Origin of the sequence: Pseudomonas sp. UME65 (genome assembly GCF_014170225.1) — a bacterium.
GTDB classification, from domain to species: domain Bacteria; phylum Pseudomonadota; class Gammaproteobacteria; order Pseudomonadales; family Pseudomonadaceae; genus Aquipseudomonas; species Aquipseudomonas protegens.
This window is the reverse complement of the sequence record NZ_LZZQ01000010.1, coordinates 99,332-115,310: the sequence shown is the minus strand read 5'-3', so window position 1 is coordinate 115,310 and position 15,979 is coordinate 99,332. Positions and strand designations below refer to the sequence as shown.

Sequence of the window (15,979 nt, the reverse complement as noted above, 5' to 3'; positions counted from 1 at the left end):
CGCCTGCCCCAAGGGCCTCTTCGCCGGCAAGCCGGCTCCTACAGGATGTATTCCCGCATACCGGTTCCTAGGTTTTCTTGACCCTGAACCAGGCCGCATACAGCGCCGGCAGGAACAACAGGGTCAGCGCCGTCGCCACGATCAGCCCACCCATGATGGCCACTGCCATCGGCCCGAAGAACACACTGCGCGACAGCGGGATCATCGCCAGCACCGCCGCCAGGGCGGTCAGCACGATGGGCCGGAAACGCCGCACCGTGGCTTCGATGATCGCATCCCAGGGCTTGTGCCCCGCCTTGATGTCCTGCTCGATCTGGTCCACCAGGATCACCGAGTTGCGCATGATCATCCCCGACAGGGCAATGGTGCCGAGCATGGCCACGAAGCCGAAGGGCTGGCGGAACACCAGCAGGAACAAGGTGACCCCGATCAATCCCAGGGGCGCCGTGAGGAACACCATGGCCGTGCGCGAGAAACTGCGCAGCTGGATCATCAGCAAGGTCAGCACCACCACGATGAACAGCGGCACGCCGGCCTTCACCGAGTTCTGGCCCCGGGTCGAGTCCTCGACCGTGCCACCCACTTCCAGCAGGTAACCATCGGGCAGCTCGGCGCGAACCGGCTCCAGGGTCGGCAGGATCTGCTGCACCAGGGTCGCCGGCTGCTCCTTGCCGTAGATATCGGCGCGCACGGTGACGTTGGGCAGGCGGTTGCGGTGCCAGATCACCCCTTCCTCGAAGCCGTACTCCAGGGTCGCCACCTGGGACAGGGACACGCTCTGGCCATTCTCGGTAGGCACCGCCAGGCTCGGCAGCAACGACAGTTCGGTGCGTTCCTCGCGGGTGCCCCGCAGCAGGATCTCGATCAGCTCGTTGTCTTCCCGGTACTGGCTGACGGTGGAACCGATCAGCGAACTCTGGAGGAATTTCGACAGGTTGGCGGTGCTCACTCCCAAGGCCCGGGCCCGGTCCTGGTCAATGTTCAGGTAGACCACCTTGCTGGGCTCTTCCCAATCCAGGTGCACGTTGACCACATGGGGGTTCTCTCGCACCTTGGCCGCTACCTTGCGCGCCAGGGCGCGGACTTCCTCGATGTGCTCGCCGGTGACCCGGAACTGCACCGGGTAGCCCACGGGCGGCCCGTTCTCCAGGCGCGTGACCCGCGAGCGCAGCGCCGGGAACTGCTCGTTGAGGGTTTCGATCAACCAGCCGCGCAGCTCTTCACGCTCCTCGATGCTCTTGGCCAGCACCACGAACTGGGCAAAGCTGGTGGCGGGCAGTTGCTGGTCCAGCGGCAGGTAGAACCGCGGCGAACCGGTGCCCACGTAGGCCACGTAGTTGTCGATGCCCGCATGCTCCTTGAGCAAGGCTTCCAGGCGCTTGACCTCATCGGCGGTGTTGCTCAGGGACGCGCCTTCCGCCAGCTTCAGGTCGACCATCAGTTCCAGGCGACCCGAGGCCGGGAAGAACTGCTGGGGAACGAAACGGAACAGCATCACCGAGCCGACGAACAGCAGGATGGTCAGGACGATCACCGTCTTGCGCCGCTCCACGCACCAGCCCACTACCCGCCGGACCCGCTGATAGAAGGGTGTACCGTGGGGATTGGATTCGGCGCCGTGCTTGGCGGCGTGGATCTTCGCCAGGTCCGGCAGCAGTTTTTCCCCCAGGTACGGCACGAACACCACGGCTGCAATCCACGAGGCCACCAGGGCAATGGTCACCACCTGGAAGATCGAACGGGTGTATTCGCCCGTGCCGGACTGGGCCGTGGCGATCGGCAGGAAGCCCGCCGCAGTGATCAGGGTGCCGGTGAGCATGGGGAAGGCGGTACTGGTCCAGGCGAAGCTGGCGGCCTTGATCCGGTCGAAACCCTGCTCCATCTTGATCGCCATCATCTCTACCGCAATGATCGCGTCGTCCACCAGCAAGCCCAGGGCCAGCACCAGCGCTCCCAGGGAAATCTTGTGCAGGCCGATCCCCAGGTAGTACATGGTGGCGAAGGTCATCGCCAGCACCAGGGGAATCGCCAGGGCCACCACCATCCCGGTCCGCACTCCCAGGGAGAAGAAACTCACCAGCAGCACGATGATCAGGGCCTCGGCCAGCACCCGGACGAACTCGCCCACCCCAGTCTTCACCGCCGCCGGCTGGTCGGACACCTTGCGCAGTTCCATCCCCGCCGGCAGGCTTTTCTGCAGGCGCGAGAACTCGCCTTCCAGGGCCTTGCCCAGCACCAGGATGTCCCCCCCCTCCTTCATCGCCACAGCCAGGCCGATGGCGTCTTCACCCATGAAGCGCATGCGCGGCGCGGGCGGATCGTTGAAACCACGACGCACGTCCGCCACATCACCGATGCGGAAGGTACGACCGGCGACGCGGATCGGGAAATTGCGGATCTGCTCCACGGTCTGGAAATTGCCCGACACCCGCAGTTGCACCCGCTCGCTCGGAGTCTCGAAGAACCCGGCGGTGGACACTGCGTTCTGTTCTTCCAGGGCCTGCTGCACCGCCGCCAGGGGCAGGCCCAGGGTCGCCAGCTTGACGTTGGACAGCTCGATCCAGATTTTCTCGTCCTGCAGGCCCAGCAGGTCGACCTTGCCCACGTCCTTGACCCGTTGCAGCTGGATCTGGATGCGGTCGGCGTAGTCCTTGAGTACCGCGTAGTCGAAGCCCTGCCCGGTCAACGCATAGATATTGCCGAAGGTGGTGCCGAACTCATCGTTGAAGAACGGCCCCTGGATACCGGGCGGCAGGGTCTGCCGGATATCGCTGATCTTCTTGCGTACCTGGTACCACAGCTCGGGAACCTCGTTGGAGTGCATCGAGTCCCGGGCGATGAAGGTCACCTGGGACTCCCCCGGCCGCGAGAAGGACACGATGCGGTCGTACTCGCCCGTCTCCATCAGCTTCTTTTCAATGCGCTCGGTGACCTGGCGCGAGACTTCCTGGGCCGTGGCCCCGGGCCAGTTGGTGCGGATCACCATGGCCTTGAAGGTGAAAGGCGGATCCTCGCTCTGCCCCAGCTTGGTGTAGGACAGCGCACCGACAATGGCCAGCAGCAGCATCAGGAACAGAACGATCTGGCGATTGCGCAACGCCCAGGCGGAAAGGTTGAAACCCATCGGGGATTACTCCTTGGCCGCCAGATTGACCACGCGGTTGGAGCGATCCACCGGGCGCACCTGCAAGCCCTCATGGAGCACATGCACCCCCGCGGCCACCACCCAATCGCTGGCGCTCAGCCCTTCCAGCACCGGCACGCTCTTCTCGCCGAAGGCGCCGACCCGCACCGGGGTCTTGTGCAGGGTATTGTTGGCATCCACCCGCCAGACATAAGTCGCCCCGCCTTCCGCGGACAACGCCGACAGCGGCACCGACAGCGGCACCGCATCGCCGCTCTGGATGAACACCCGGGCACTCTGGCCCAGCTCGGCGGGAACCTTGCCGGCAGTGAAGGCAATACGCGCGGCGAAGGTCCGGGACTTGGGATCGGCAGCAGGCGACAGCTCGCGGATGCGCCCGTCGAAACGCTGGCCCGGCTGGGTCCAGAGCTCCACCGATACCGGCTGGCCGACCTTGAAGCGGCCGTAGTTCTGCTCGGGGAAGCTGATCAGCACCTCACGCTCGCCATCGGTGGCCAGGGTGAAGACCGTCTGCCCGGCCGCCACCACCTGCCCCACTTCCACCGCGCGCTTGGCCACCACGCCGTCCTGCGGCGCGCGCAGCACCGCGTAGCCGGCCTGGTTGTTGGCCACATCAAACTCGGCCTTGATCTGCTTCAGGCGCGCTTCGCCGGAACGGTAGAGGTTCTCGGCGTTGTCGTATTGGGAATGGCTGACCATCTGCCGCTCCAGCAGGGTCTTGTAGCGATCACGCTCGGCGCGCACCAGGTTGAGGTTGGCGCTGGCTGCAGTGACCTGGGCCCGGGTGGCTTCAAGTTGCAGGCGCACGTCCTGCGGGTCGAGCTCCGCCAGGGGCTGGTTGGCCTTGACCCGCTCGCCCTCTTCCACCAGCCGTCGGCTGACCTTGCCGCCGATACGGAATGCCAGGTCCGGCTCATAGCGGGCGCGCACCTCGCCCGGGTAGCTGTCCGAAGCTCTTGCCGAGGGCTCTGGCTGGACCACCATGGCCGGCCGGATGCCAATTTGAACGGGCTCTTCGTGCCCACAAGCAGACAGAAAAAAAGCCAGGCTGACTGGCAAGGCATAGCGGAACATGGCGGCGACCTTTCGCTAATGGTGCTTGGAATATTTATACTGGCCGGTATGTTATTAATAGCAAACTCACCAGTCCAGTATTAACAGCGAAAAAATGTCCGACAATATTTCCGCAAACGTTGGGCCAGGCAGGCCCAAGGATCTGGCCAAGCGCCAGGCCATTCTCGAAGCAGCCAAAGTCCTGTTCTTGAGCAATGGCTACGCCAGTACCAGCATGGATGCGGTCGCCGCTGAGGCCGGGGTTTCAAAGCTCACGGTCTACAGCCATTTCAATGACAAGGAGACCTTGTTCACCGCCGCTGTGGTGGCCAAGTGCGAAGAACAGCTGCCCACGCTGATCTACGAACTGACCCCCGAAACGCCGGTGGAGAATGTCCTGCTGAACATCGCCCGGGGCTTTCACCATCTGATCAACAGCGACGAGTCGGTGAACCTGCACCGCCTGATCATGACGCTGGGCAGCCAGGACCCCAAGCTCTCGCAGATCTTCATCGAGGCCGGTCCCGAACGGGTGCTGCAGGGCATGGAGCGGCTGCTGGCGAAGATCAATCAGCTGGGCACCCTGCGCATCGACAAGCCGCGCAACGCCGCCGAGCACTTTTTCTGCATGCTCAAGGGCGGGGCGAATTTCCGCCTGCTCTACGGCTGCGGCGAACCCTTGAGGGGCGCCGCCGCAGAGGAGCATGTGCAGGAAGTGGTGGCGCTGTTCATCCGCGCCTACCGGCCGTAGAAACCGGCAGGTGCAAGCGCTGGCTGATGTAGGAGCGGGCTTGCCAGCGAAGCGGACTGAAGACCGCCTTCGCCGGCAAGCTGGCTGCTACAGGGGGCTCAGGCCTTGAGGGCCTTCTTCGGGTAGATGTCGTAGCGGCTGGATTTGCCCTCCAGCCCATGGCTGGGCTTGGGCCCTTCGATGCACGGCGCCTTGCGCGGACGCTTGACCACCACCCGGTGGCTGGCCAGGGCCAGGGCCGCGGCGAGCAGGGCCGGGGCGTCGTTGTCATCGCCCACCAGTGGCCGGAACAAGCGCATTTCCTTCTTCACCAGGGCACTTTTCTCCCGATGGGGAAACATCGGGTCGAGGTAGATCACCTGGGGCGGTTCACCCTGCCAGTTGCGCATCAGCTCGATGGAATTGCCCTTGAGCAGGTGCATGCGGGCCACGATAGGCCCTACCTCGGCGTCCTGCGCAGCGCGGGCCAGGCCGTCTTCCAATAGCGCACCAATCAATGGCTGGCGCTCGATCAGCCTCATCTCGCAACCCAGGGTCGCCAGCACGAAGCCATCCTTGCCCAGACCGGCCGTGGCATCCAGCACCCGTGGTCGCACGCCCTGGGCCACGCCCACCGCCTTGGCGATCATCTGCCCGCTGCCGCCGCCGTACAGCCGCCGATGGGCTGCACCACCCTCGACGAAATCCACCCGTACCGGCCCGGGCGCGTCCGGCCCCAATTGCTGCAACTGCAGGCCCTGCTCCCCCACTTGCAAGGCGAACTCGGCCTCATCGACCTGCAGCGCCAGCCCCAGGCGCTCGGCCCATTGCTCGGCCGCTGGGGCGAATCCGGCGCCCAGGGCTTCGACTTTGATGCGGCAGGCTGCGGGTTGCTCATTCATCTGAAAACACACTCAAAAAATTAATGATCGGCAAAAACTGCCGATAACAGGACTATCGGCCATTTTGCCAGAGCTCAAGCGTCGACCGAGAGCAATGTCAGACATTCAACGCACATCGATAGGTTATATCTCGCCCCACGGCGACTATGGCCTGCGCAACTCCCAGGCACTGAGCGGCGTCAGCCATCTGTGGCAGGACTTCTTTGCCCAGGCCCTGGCCGAGCAACGGGGTGAAGGTGCGAGCGTTGAATCGGTACCGGCGGTGGCCATCGATGGCCCGGTTGAACCGGCTGGCGGCAGCGATGTGCTGGCGCAGATCGTCAATCAGCGTCATTGCGACGTGCAAGACACCGAGGTCCGCCCGCCGGAGCCGCTGTTCCTGCCTATCGCCGAGTTTGAAATGGACCTGCTGGATAAACCCGCCCCGCCCTTCCCGCCAGAAGAGATCGTGGCCCAGCAGCGCCAGCAGGATTTCGAAAGTGGCTGGGTACGCCCGATCGTGCTCAACGCCGGCCAGCCGATTCCTGCTCCAGGCCCTGCGCCGGAGCCCCGCCCACTGCACCTGCCGATCGCCGAATTCGAACTGGACCTGCTGGACAAACCCGCGGAGCCGTTCCCGCCTCAGGAACTCATCGAGCAACAGCGGGCGATGGACTTCGATATCGGCTGGGCCCGCCCGCTGATCCTGCAGAACCTGCGCATCGCCGCCTGAGCCCAGCCTCAGCGACACACCCACCAAGGCCCTACATCCAGATGAAAGTGGTTGCGATGGGCATCGTTGTAGTCTGGCCCCAGCACCACGTTGAACGCATCACAGGCGCCATCCCGGGCCAGGCGCAGAAACCGGCCTTCATTGCTGTCCTTGGGCCAATCCCGGAGCACGCTGATGCTGCGCCCATCCCCCAGGCGAAAGCCGGCGATGTCCAGGGCATTGGCACTGGCATGCTGGCTGCGGGCACCGCTCTCGCGGCTGTACATGTTGCGGCAGGCGAAACTGCCCAGGTGATCGACTCGCGCCACCCGCTGGCCGTACACCGCCTGCGCGGCCGACTGCAGCCCATGGCGCTCATACAGGGCAAAGGCCACCGCCAGCGGGCAACTGGCGAGAAAGCTGCTGCTCAGGGCCACGTCGCCACCCTGTACACGCAGGGTACTGCTCAATGGGCAAGCGACGTCCCTGCGGCTGTCGGGCTGGCGGCTGGTACGCAAACCCGAGCCCGCCAGCACCTGGTCGCACAGTTGCGGGTCATCCCGCAGCCGCGCCAGCTTGAAACGGGTCAACAGGTTGGGCTTGGCCCGCACGTCCAGCGGCGCCCAGGGATTCCAACTGTCCGCGACGGGCAACCAGCCCAGGCGGACACCGATCAACAACAGGGCGCCCAGCAACAACAAGGCGCCCAGGACTCTCACTACCCGCACAGACACTCCCGTTTCACGGCTGCTTGAACATTTGATTGATCTGCCCGAACGGCATCGCCCGGTCGGCAAAATCGAAACGCCCGTGGCTATGGATATCTAGCGCAGCCCGGTAGAAGGCTCCGTAAGCGGCCCGCGCCAGGGCCGAACCGACACTGATGCGCTTGACGCCCAGCTCCGCCAGTTGCGCCACGCTGAGGTTGAGGCCTCCCGACATCAGCACGTTCACCGGCTTGGGCGCCACCGCTCGCACCACCTGCTGGATATCCTCGGCACTGCCCAGGGCCGGGGCATAGAGCACATCGGCACCGGCCTCGGCAAAGGCCTGCAAGCGGCGAATAGTGTCTGCCAGATCATCACGCCCGTGCAGCAGGTTTTCCGCCCGGGCGGTCAGGGTAAAGGGAAAGGGCAGACTGCGAACGGCCGCCACGCAGGCCTCGATGCGTTCCACCGCCAGCTGGAAATCGTAGATCGGCTGCTCGGCATGGCCCGTGGCGTCCTCGATCGAAGCACCGACCACACCGCTGGCCGCCGCAAGAAGCAGCGCCTGGGCACAGCCTTCGGGGCTGTCGGAAAACCCGTTTTCCAGGTCCGCCGCCACCGGCAGGCTGCTGGCGCCGACGATGCTGCGCACGTTGTCCAGCGTGTCCTCCAGGCTGAGTGCACCTTCGGCATCCGGGCGCCCCAGGGAAAAGGCATAGCCGGCGCTGGTGGTGGCCAGGGCCTCGAAGCCGAGGCTGGCGAGCATCTTCGCCGAACCGGCATCCCAGGGGTTGGGAATGACGAAGGCTCCGGCACGTTCATGCAGGGCCCTGAAGGCAGTGGCTCGAAGGGTTTGCGCGTCCATTGGCTCGCTCCTGAAGAAGGCCGTGAAGGCGCTTCAGAGCAAGCCGAGTTGCTCCGCAGCGGGCTCTCTGTATAACTCAGGCAATGCGGGCAAGCCAGGCAAACGTTGCATCAGCCGGGCGTGAAAACGCCGCGCCAGTTCGGCCGCCAGACGGTTGTCCGAAGTGTGCAGGAACACGTAGGGCGTACGCCCCTCTTCGATCCAGCCGGCGACCTTGTCGATCCAGGGCTCAAGGAAAGGATCGTTGGCCTCAAGCTCCGGATGACCGATGAAGCGCACCTGGGGAAACTGGGTGAAGGCTGCGGGGCGCGGTGGCACCTTGGGCTTTTTCGACTGCGCATGCAGCACCGCAGGAGCGGTCGACGTGCAACTGAACAGGGCCCGCGGGTCGAGGCAGATGCGTTCCACGCCACGCTCGCGCAGCAGCCGGTTGAGCATGCGCTCGGCATCGCCCTTGGTGAAGAACTCCGGGTGCCGCACTTCCACCGCCAGCGGCCGCTCCAGGCCATCGATGAACCCGGCCAGTTCCGCCAGACGCTGGGGCGCGAAGCTGGCCGGCAACTGCAGCCACAGCGGCGACACCCGCTCACCCAGGGGGCTGAGCAGCTGGATAAAGGACTCAGCGGCGCTCAACTGCTCGCGCAGGTCGCCGCCGTGACTGATGTCACCGGGGAACTTGGCGGTAAAGCGAAAGTGCTCGGGCATGATCTCGGCCCAGCGCTGCACGGTTCCGGGCGCCGGCCGTGCATAGAAGGTGGTATTGCCTTCGACGGCGTTGAAGACCTGGCAATACAGGCCGAGGAAATCATTGGGCCGGGCGTCTTCCGGGTACAGGTACTCACGCCAGGCGTTTTCGCTCCAGGAAGGACAACCGAGGAAATAAGGCAGCATCAGATATGCAGGTCGAGACCCACCACTTCCATATCCCAATCGACAAAGCCGGCGGTGGTCAGGTAGCTGGCCAGGGCGTTGGCCACGCTCTTTTTCATCGCCCGCTGGAAGATCATGTCCTGGGGGCGGGCGGGAAGATTGCCGGTACGTGGGGAAGAAGCCTGGGAACGGCTCTGGGCCGAAGGCTCGGGCTGCACTTCAATCGCGTCGGCATCGTCCAGGGACTCGTCTACCAGCGCACGGCCTTTGCGAGGCTTGCGCTTGATGGGGTAGGACTGAGAGGAGATGCCGTCTATACGCATACAGAAAAGCCCGGGGTCGATGATGGCAATTTAGCGGCACCGCTTCGACTTAGCAAATGCCCAAGTGATAACTAGAACACAGAAAAGCCAAAAGGTTTAAAACCGGGCAGGTTCAGGCTGAAAAAACGGACGATTGGCGGGCGTATGCAGGAGTTATCCGCATAACCGCGCACATTTGTTCTGGGTTCAACGGGCCTTGGGAGTAGCGACCTTGTCCCGCAGATAGACAGGTTGGGCCTGGTCGGCAACGATCGCCTCGCCGCGCTCCCAGGCAAATTGCGCCAGGGTCAGCAGGTCGACCGCATGCGGCAGCATGCCGGCGTCCTGGCCGCTGAGTTCGACGGCAATGCGCTCGCCATACCCCCAACCGGTGCCCGCACCGAACCAGTCGCCGCTGGAGCCTGCGGGCAGGGCCGCGACTTCCGGCGGCAATACCGCTTCCGCGCCCACCAGGCGCATCTCACCGGCAACTTCCTGGTAGCAGCCCCAATAGACTTCATCCATGCGCGCATCGATGGCCGAAGCCACCTGGGTCGCGCCATGCTCGCGCAGAGCCCGCTGGGCCAGCACCGCCAGGTTGGATACCGGCAGCACCGGGCGCTCCAGGGCAAAGGCCAGGCCCTGCACCACGCCGATGGCGATGCGCACCCCGGTGAAGGCCCCCGGGCCACGGCCAAAGGCAATGGCCTCGACCTGTTGCAAGGTCACCCCGGCATTGGCCAGCAGTTCCTGGATCATCGGCAACAGCTTCTGCGCATGCAGGCGCGGGATCACCTCGTAATGGCTCGTGACCTTGCCGTCATGCAGCAAAGCAACGGAGCAAGCTTCAGTCGCGGTGTCCAGGGCCAGCAAGGTGCTCATTCGGGGTTCCATAGGCATTGAAAAAAGTGACGCATTATAAACAGCAACGGCCCGCAAGCGGGCCGTTCAACGATCAAACGCTCAGGCAACTCAGCTCAGGGCTTCGAGTACCTTGCCGGTGATCACTTCCACCGAACCGACGCCAGGGATATGGCTGTACTTAGGCTTGCCCTGGGTGGCAGCCAGTTGCTGGTAGAACTCCACCAGCGGCTTGGTCTGCGAGTGGTAGACCGACAGGCGATGACGCACGGTTTCCTCGGTGTCGTCCTTGCGCTGCACCAGGTCTTCACCGGTGATGTCATCCTTGCCGGCGATCTTCGGCGGGTTGTAGACGGTGTGGTAGACCCGGCCCGAAGCTTCGTGCACACGGCGACCGGCGATGCGCTGGACGATCTCTTCGTCGTCGACGGCGATTTCCACCACGTTGTCCAGCTCGACACCGGCCTTCACCAGCGCTTCGGCCTGGGGAATGGTGCGCGGGAAGCCGTCGAACAGGAAGCCATTGGCGCAGTCGGCCTGGCTGATGCGTTCCTTGACCAGGTTGATGATCAGGTCATCGGACACCAGGCCACCGCTGTCCATCACGCTCTTGGCCTTCAGGCCCAGCTCGGTGCCGGCCTTGACCGCAGCACGCAGCATGTCACCGGTGGAGATCTGTGGAATACCGAACTTTTCGGTGATGAACTTTGCCTGAGTACCTTTACCGGCCCCGGGAGCTCCCAGCAGAATTACGCGCATCGATGTGCTCCTCAATTTTTTATTTAGAAACGCTCGGATTCGCCTCGTGGGGCCAATCTCAAAAATGGGGGTGTGGCCGCCCAAACGGCCAAAGGCTGATCAAGATACACAGCCGACACAGCGCACACAAGCAGTCGAAAGTCGGAGGAACCCGGCCCTTTTGTGCCCCATTGGCCGGGTAGAACAAGTCGCAACCCGACAACAAAGTGTCGCCAGATGAACCAGAACGACACCTCGCAATTGCCTTGATCGGGGCTGCCGCGCAGCTGGCCGGCAGCCCTCTCGCACCTCAGCCGGTATTGCGCAAGCCAGCGGCGATACCGGCCACGGAGACCAGCAACGCCTGTTCCACGGGGCTTCCTTGCGGCGCCTGCTGCTTGCGCGAGCGCGCCAGCAGCTCGGCCTGCAACAGATGCAGCGGGTCGAGGTAGGTGTTGCGCAGGCGGATGAACTCCAGGGTATCGGGGCTGTGCGCCAGCAGTTGCGACTGCCCGGTCAGGCCCAGGACCACCGCGCAAGCCTGCGACAATAGGTCGCGTAAATGCTCGCCCAACGGCAACAGTTCGGCCTCCACCAGGCGCTCGTCATAGGAGCGGGCGATATCCGCGTCGGCCTTGGCCAGCACCATCTCCAGCATGTCGATGCGGGTGCGGAAAAACGGCCATTGCTCACGCATCTGCCCCAGCAGGTCACCCTCGCCACGGGCCAGGGCCTTGCTCAAGGCCGCTTCCCAGCCGAGCCAGGCGGGCAACATCAGGCGGGTCTGGGTCCAGCCGAAGATCCAGGGGATCGCCCGCAGGCTCTCGATGCCCCCGGCACGGCGCTTGGCCGGGCGGCTGCCCAGCGGCAGGCGGCCCAGCTCCTGTTCCGGAGTGGACTGGCGGAAGTACTCGACGAACTGCGGATTGTCCCGCACCACCTCGCGGTAGGCCCGGACGCCATCGCTGGCCAGCTCGTCCATCAGATGACGCCAGGCCGGCTGCGGTGGCGGCGGTGGCAACAGGGTCGCCTCCAGTACCGCGGCCAGATAGAGGTTGAGGTTCTGCTCGGCGATGTCCGGCAGGCCGAATTTGAAGCGGATCATTTCCCCTTGCTCGGTGGTGCGGAAACGCCCCGCCACCGAACCCGGCGGCTGCGACAGAATGGCCGCGTGGGCCGGGCCGCCGCCGCGCCCCACGGTGCCACCGCGGCCGTGGAACAGCAGCAGTTCCACCTGTTGCTCGCGGCAGATGTCCACCAGCCGCTCCTGGGCCCGGTACTGGGCCCAGGCCGCAGCCGTGGTGCCGGCATCCTTGGCCGAGTCGGAGTAGCCGATCATCACTTCCTGCGGCCCTTGCAGGCGCGAACGATAGCCCGGCATGTGCAGCAGTTTTTCCATCACCGGGCCGGCGTTGTCCAGGTCCGCCAGGGTCTCGAACAGAGGCACCACGCGCATCGGCCGCAGCACACCGGATTCCTTGAGCAGCAACTGCACCGCCAGCACATCAGAGGCCGCGCCGGCCATGGAAATCACATAGGAACCCAGGGACGCCGCTGGCGCACCAGCGATTTCGCGGCAAGTGGCGAGCACTTCGGCGGTGTCCGCCGAGGGCTTGAAATAGCCTGGCAACAACGGCCGACGGCTGCTCAGTTCGCGCATCAGGAAGGTGATGCGATCCTCCTCGCTCCAGTCCTCGTAACGCCCCAGGCCCAGGTAATCGGTGATTTCGGTCATGGCCGAGGTATGCCGGCTGGAATCCTGGCGTACATCCAGGCGCACCAGGAACAGACCGAAGGTCACTGCCCGGCGCAGACAGTCGAGCAGCGGCCCGTCGGCAATCACTCCCATGCCGCACTCGTGCAACGACTGGTAGCACAGCTGCAGCGGCTCCAGCAGGTCACGGTTGTTGTGCAACACCTCGGCGCCCGCCGGCACCGCCGCGCTGAGCGCCGCGTGGGCCCAGTTGCGGGTGGCCCGCAGGCGTTCACGCAATTGCTTGAGCAGCGCCCGATAAGGCTCGGCGCTATCTCCGGCCCTGGCCAGGAGCGCCGGGCTGGCCTGCTGCATGGACAGCTCGGCCGCCAGGTGGTCGATGTCCCGCAGGTACAGGTCGGCGGCCATCCAGCGCGCCAGCAGCAGCACTTCGCGGGTTACCGCAGCGGTGACATTGGGGTTGCCATCACGGTCGCCGCCCATCCACGACGCAAAGCGGATCGGCGCCGACTCCAGCGGCAGGTGCAGCCCGGTGGCCTCGAACAAGGCCTTGTCGGCCTTGCGCAGGTAATTGGGGATCGCCTGCCACAGCGAATGCTCGATCACCGCAAAGCCCCACTTGGCTTCATCCACCGGAGTGGGTCGGGTCCGACGGATTTCCTCGGTGTGCCAGGCCTCGGCGATCAAGCGTTGCAGGCGCTCCTGGATCTGCCCGCGCTCGGCGCTGGTGAGGTCACGGTGGTCCTGGGCCGCCAGTTGCCCGGCAATCGCATCGTATTTCTGGATCAGGGTGCGGCGCGCCACTTCGGTGGGGTGAGCGGTCAGCACCAGCTCGATTTCCAGGCGCCCCAGTTGCCGGGCCAGAGCATCGGCGCTGTGCCCTTCGGCGCGCAGGCGAGCCAGCAGCTCCGGCAGCACCCGAGCCTCGAAGGGTGCCGGCTGCGACTCGTCGCGGCGGTGGATCAACTGATACTGCTCGGCGATGTTCGCCAGGTTGAGGAACTGGTTGAAGGCCCTGGCCACCGGCAGCAGTTCGTCCTCGCTCAACTGGTCGAGGCTGGCGCTCAGTTCGGCCCCCGGCGAGCCCCGGCGATCGGCCTTGGCGCCTTTGCGAATCTGCTCGATCTTGTCGAGGAAAGCCTCCCCGTACTGGTCGCGGATGGTATTGCCCAGCAGTTCCCCCAAGAGGTGAACGTCTTCGCGCAAGCGCGCATCAATATCGGTCATCGAGGTGTTCTCCAGCGGACTCAAGGCGGCACGGAAGGCTCAAGAGTGCCGCCTGCACACCTCGCTTAGCAAGCGTGGGGCAAAGCGCACCAAACCTTCGGCGATGCAGCTAGTCTCAAGCATAGGCCGCACGAGGGCCGCCTACCGGCCCCGGCCGGTCCACTCAACCCAGCCTGCCACGAGCAGGTGTTCATTGAGGTCATCATGAAAATCCGTGAACTTGCGCAACACTGGGAAGAAAACGCCAAGGGTCGCCTGACCCGGACCGGCTACCGGATTCACCTGGATGTGGAAGCCGCCGCACGCCTGGCCGCCCTTTCCGAGATGTACCCCAAACGCCAGACCGAAGAACTGCTCGGCGAACTGATCGGCGCCGCCCTGGAAGAGCTGGAGGCGAGCTTCCCCTACATCCAGGGCCAGCACGTCGTGGCCACCGATGAAGAGGGCGATCCACTGTACGAGGATGTGGGTCCCACCCCTCGTTTCCTGGCATTGTCGCGCCAGCATCTGCACCTGCTGGCGAGCCAGTCCGACAAGCCCAAGCACTGACCTTCCACACTCCCGCGGTCACCTGACAATCATCCTTCCCGGCCCTGCAAAGGGTCGGGGATACCCCTGCGCACGGCAAAAGTTCCCGATCTAGAGCCCTGTCCGATGCGTCAGATTTTTTTCCGGCCAATCGCCATCTTTCTCTGAACTATTCAAAAAAGCCTCGGGTCACACCCATTAGCCATCACTGGAACGGGCGTTTCAAATTTTGCCATCAGCGCTCGTCGTCACTGAAGCGTCACGGCGCCAGAACCAGGATGGATTTTGATGTTTTCCAGGAGTTACCCAATGGAGTTGAAGACCATGAAGATCAGCACTGCCAAATCCTCGTTCACCTCTCTGCGCGGGCTGAAGCTGGCCGCGCTGGCCCTCGGTAGCAGCATGGTTCTGGCCGGTTGTGCCGGGAACCCGCCCACCGAGCAGTACGCGGTCACGCAATCTGCGGTCAATAGCGCAGTGAGCGCAGGCGGTACCGAATTTGCTGCCGTGGAAATGAAGTCGGCGCAGGACAAGCTCAAGCAAGCCGAGATTGCCATGCACGACAAGAAGTACGACGAAGCCCGCCGCCTGGCTGAACAAGCCGAGTGGGACGCCCGCGTAGCAGAGCGCAAGGCCCAGGCCGCCAAGGCCGAGCAGGCGCTCAAAGACTCGCAGAAAGGCGTTCAGGAACTGCGTCAGGAAGGCATGCGTAGCGTGCAATAAGAAGCCGCCGCCGATTCCCACGTACTCGTATTTGATTGAAAGGACGAACCATTATGCGCAAACAATTGATGATCCCAGCCCTGTTGGCCATGAGCGTAGCCCTGGCGGCCTGCTCCACCCCGCCTAACGCCAACCTGGAAAACGCCCGCACCAACTTCTCCGCCCTGCAGGCCAACCCGCAGGCCAGCAAGGTCGCCGCCCTGGAAACCAAGGACGCCGCCGACTGGATGGACAAGGCCGACAAGGCCTACCTGAACAAGGACGACGAGAAGAAGGTCGACCAACTGGCCTACCTGACCAACCAGCGGGTTGAAGTGGCCAAGGAAACCATTGCCCTGCGCACCGCCGAAGCCAAGCTCAAGGATGCCGGCGACCAGCGCGCCCGCGCCATCCTCGATGCCCGCGACGCGCAGATCAAGCAACTGCAGGACAGCCTCAACGCCAAGCAGACCGACCGCGGCACCCTGGTGACCTTCGGTGACGTGCTGTTCGCCACCAACAAGTCCGACCTGAAATCCAGCGGCCTGGTGAACATCAACAAGCTGGCGCAATTCCTCCAGCAGAACCCCGATCGCAAGGTGATCGTCGAAGGCTACACCGACAGCACCGGCAGCGATTCCTACAACCAGTCGCTGTCCGAGCGCCGTGCCGGCTCGGTGCAGATGGCTCTGATCCGCATGGGTATCGACCCGGCGCGCATCGTCAGCCAGGGTTATGGCAAGGAATATCCGGTGGCCGATAACGGCAGTGTTTCCGGCCGCGCCATGAACCGTCGCGTGGAAGTCACCATCTCCAACGACAACCAGCCGGTAGCACCACGTTCGTCGGTCAGCCGCAACTGATCGGGCACCCTGCCTATATAGGCAGGTAAGACAAAACGCCGCCGACCTCTTCAGGTCGGCGGCGTTTTTTTATGCCGTTAT

Annotated in this window: 15 protein-coding genes; 5 read left to right on the top strand and 10 right to left on the bottom strand. The window is 64.2% G+C overall.

The genetic code is table 11. From position 1 onward, the window contains the following. Positions 1–67: 67 nt before the first annotated feature. Positions 68–3,124: an efflux RND transporter permease subunit gene (locus A9971_RS08210; protein WP_011059506.1), complete on the bottom strand. Its 3,057-nt coding sequence runs from the start codon at positions 3,122–3,124 to the stop codon at positions 68–70. Positions 3,125–3,130: 6 nt separating this feature from the next. Continuing rightward, the gene (locus A9971_RS08205; protein ID WP_011059505.1) at positions 3,131–4,219 is read right to left on the bottom strand and encodes an efflux RND transporter periplasmic adaptor subunit; all 1,089 of its coding nucleotides are present in this window, start codon (positions 4,217–4,219) and stop codon (positions 3,131–3,133) included. 94 nt (positions 4,220–4,313) lie between these two features. On the opposite strand from A9971_RS08205, the gene A9971_RS08200 reads away from it, so the two are divergent. Further along, entirely contained in the window at positions 4,314–4,949 is a 636-nt protein-coding gene (locus tag A9971_RS08200) for a TetR/AcrR family transcriptional regulator (RefSeq protein ID WP_011059504.1), read from the top strand. A gap of 98 nt (positions 4,950–5,047) precedes the next feature. Here the strand turns inward: A9971_RS08200 and A9971_RS08195 are convergent, their stop codons facing one another. Continuing rightward, positions 5,048–5,830 (bottom strand): class I SAM-dependent methyltransferase, encoded by a 783-nt coding sequence (locus tag A9971_RS08195; RefSeq protein WP_183001381.1) that lies wholly within the window; start codon positions 5,828–5,830, stop codon positions 5,048–5,050. 94 nt (positions 5,831–5,924) lie between these two features. Here A9971_RS08195 and A9971_RS08190 point away from each other — a divergent pair, with 94 nt between their 5' ends. Continuing rightward, the gene (locus A9971_RS08190) at positions 5,925–6,542 is read left to right on the top strand and encodes a hypothetical protein (protein ID WP_015634318.1); all 618 of its coding nucleotides are present in this window, start codon (positions 5,925–5,927) and stop codon (positions 6,540–6,542) included. Between the two features lie 8 nt (positions 6,543–6,550). Here A9971_RS08190 and A9971_RS08185 read toward each other — a convergent pair whose 3' ends face one another. The 7 genes from A9971_RS08185 to ppc all read right to left on the bottom strand — a co-directional run bounded on the left by A9971_RS08185 (position 6,551) and on the right by ppc (position 13,805). Further along, on the bottom strand, positions 6,551–7,249 hold the full coding sequence (locus tag A9971_RS08185; protein ID WP_183001380.1) for an extensin family protein: 699 nt from the start codon (positions 7,247–7,249) through the stop codon (positions 6,551–6,553). Between the two features lie 13 nt (positions 7,250–7,262). After that, positions 7,263–8,093 carry an oxaloacetate decarboxylase gene (locus A9971_RS08180; RefSeq protein WP_015634316.1) on the bottom strand — a complete coding sequence of 277 codons (831 nt, stop codon included), beginning with the start codon at positions 8,091–8,093 and terminating at the stop codon, positions 7,263–7,265. 33 nt (positions 8,094–8,126) lie between these two features. Continuing rightward, the gene (locus tag A9971_RS08175; RefSeq protein ID WP_026020060.1) at positions 8,127–8,987 is read right to left on the bottom strand and encodes a DUF72 domain-containing protein; all 861 of its coding nucleotides are present in this window, start codon (positions 8,985–8,987) and stop codon (positions 8,127–8,129) included. After that, positions 8,984–9,286, bottom strand: coding sequence for a hypothetical protein (locus tag A9971_RS08170; protein ID WP_015634315.1), 303 nt, complete (start codon positions 9,284–9,286; stop codon positions 8,984–8,986). The genes A9971_RS08175 and A9971_RS08170 overlap by 4 nt, the downstream gene beginning before the upstream one ends. Before the next feature lie 186 nt (positions 9,287–9,472). Further along, positions 9,473–10,147, bottom strand: coding sequence for a tRNA (adenosine(37)-N6)-threonylcarbamoyltransferase complex dimerization subunit type 1 TsaB (tsaB, locus tag A9971_RS08165; protein ID WP_152685980.1), 675 nt, complete (start codon positions 10,145–10,147; stop codon positions 9,473–9,475). 90 nt (positions 10,148–10,237) lie between these two features. Then, positions 10,238–10,885: an adenylate kinase gene (adk, locus tag A9971_RS08160; protein ID WP_015634313.1), complete on the bottom strand. Its 648-nt coding sequence runs from the start codon at positions 10,883–10,885 to the stop codon at positions 10,238–10,240. A 289-nt stretch (positions 10,886–11,174) separates the two neighbouring features. Further along, positions 11,175–13,805, bottom strand: coding sequence for a phosphoenolpyruvate carboxylase (ppc, locus tag A9971_RS08155; RefSeq protein ID WP_011059495.1), 2,631 nt, complete (start codon positions 13,803–13,805; stop codon positions 11,175–11,177). Positions 13,806–14,009: 204 nt separating this feature from the next. Between ppc and A9971_RS08150 the strand changes: the two genes are divergently transcribed. The 3 genes from A9971_RS08150 to A9971_RS08140 all read left to right on the top strand — a co-directional run bounded on the left by A9971_RS08150 (position 14,010) and on the right by A9971_RS08140 (position 15,898). After that, the gene (locus tag A9971_RS08150) at positions 14,010–14,354 is read left to right on the top strand and encodes a hypothetical protein (protein WP_015634311.1); all 345 of its coding nucleotides are present in this window, start codon (positions 14,010–14,012) and stop codon (positions 14,352–14,354) included. Positions 14,355–14,642: 288 nt separating this feature from the next. Then, the gene (locus A9971_RS08145) at positions 14,643–15,056 is read left to right on the top strand and encodes a DUF4398 domain-containing protein (RefSeq protein ID WP_011059493.1); all 414 of its coding nucleotides are present in this window, start codon (positions 14,643–14,645) and stop codon (positions 15,054–15,056) included. 53 nt (positions 15,057–15,109) lie between these two features. Next, positions 15,110–15,898: an OmpA family protein gene (locus A9971_RS08140; RefSeq protein ID WP_011059492.1), complete on the top strand. Its 789-nt coding sequence runs from the start codon at positions 15,110–15,112 to the stop codon at positions 15,896–15,898. The last annotated feature ends 81 nt before the right edge of the window (positions 15,899–15,979 follow it).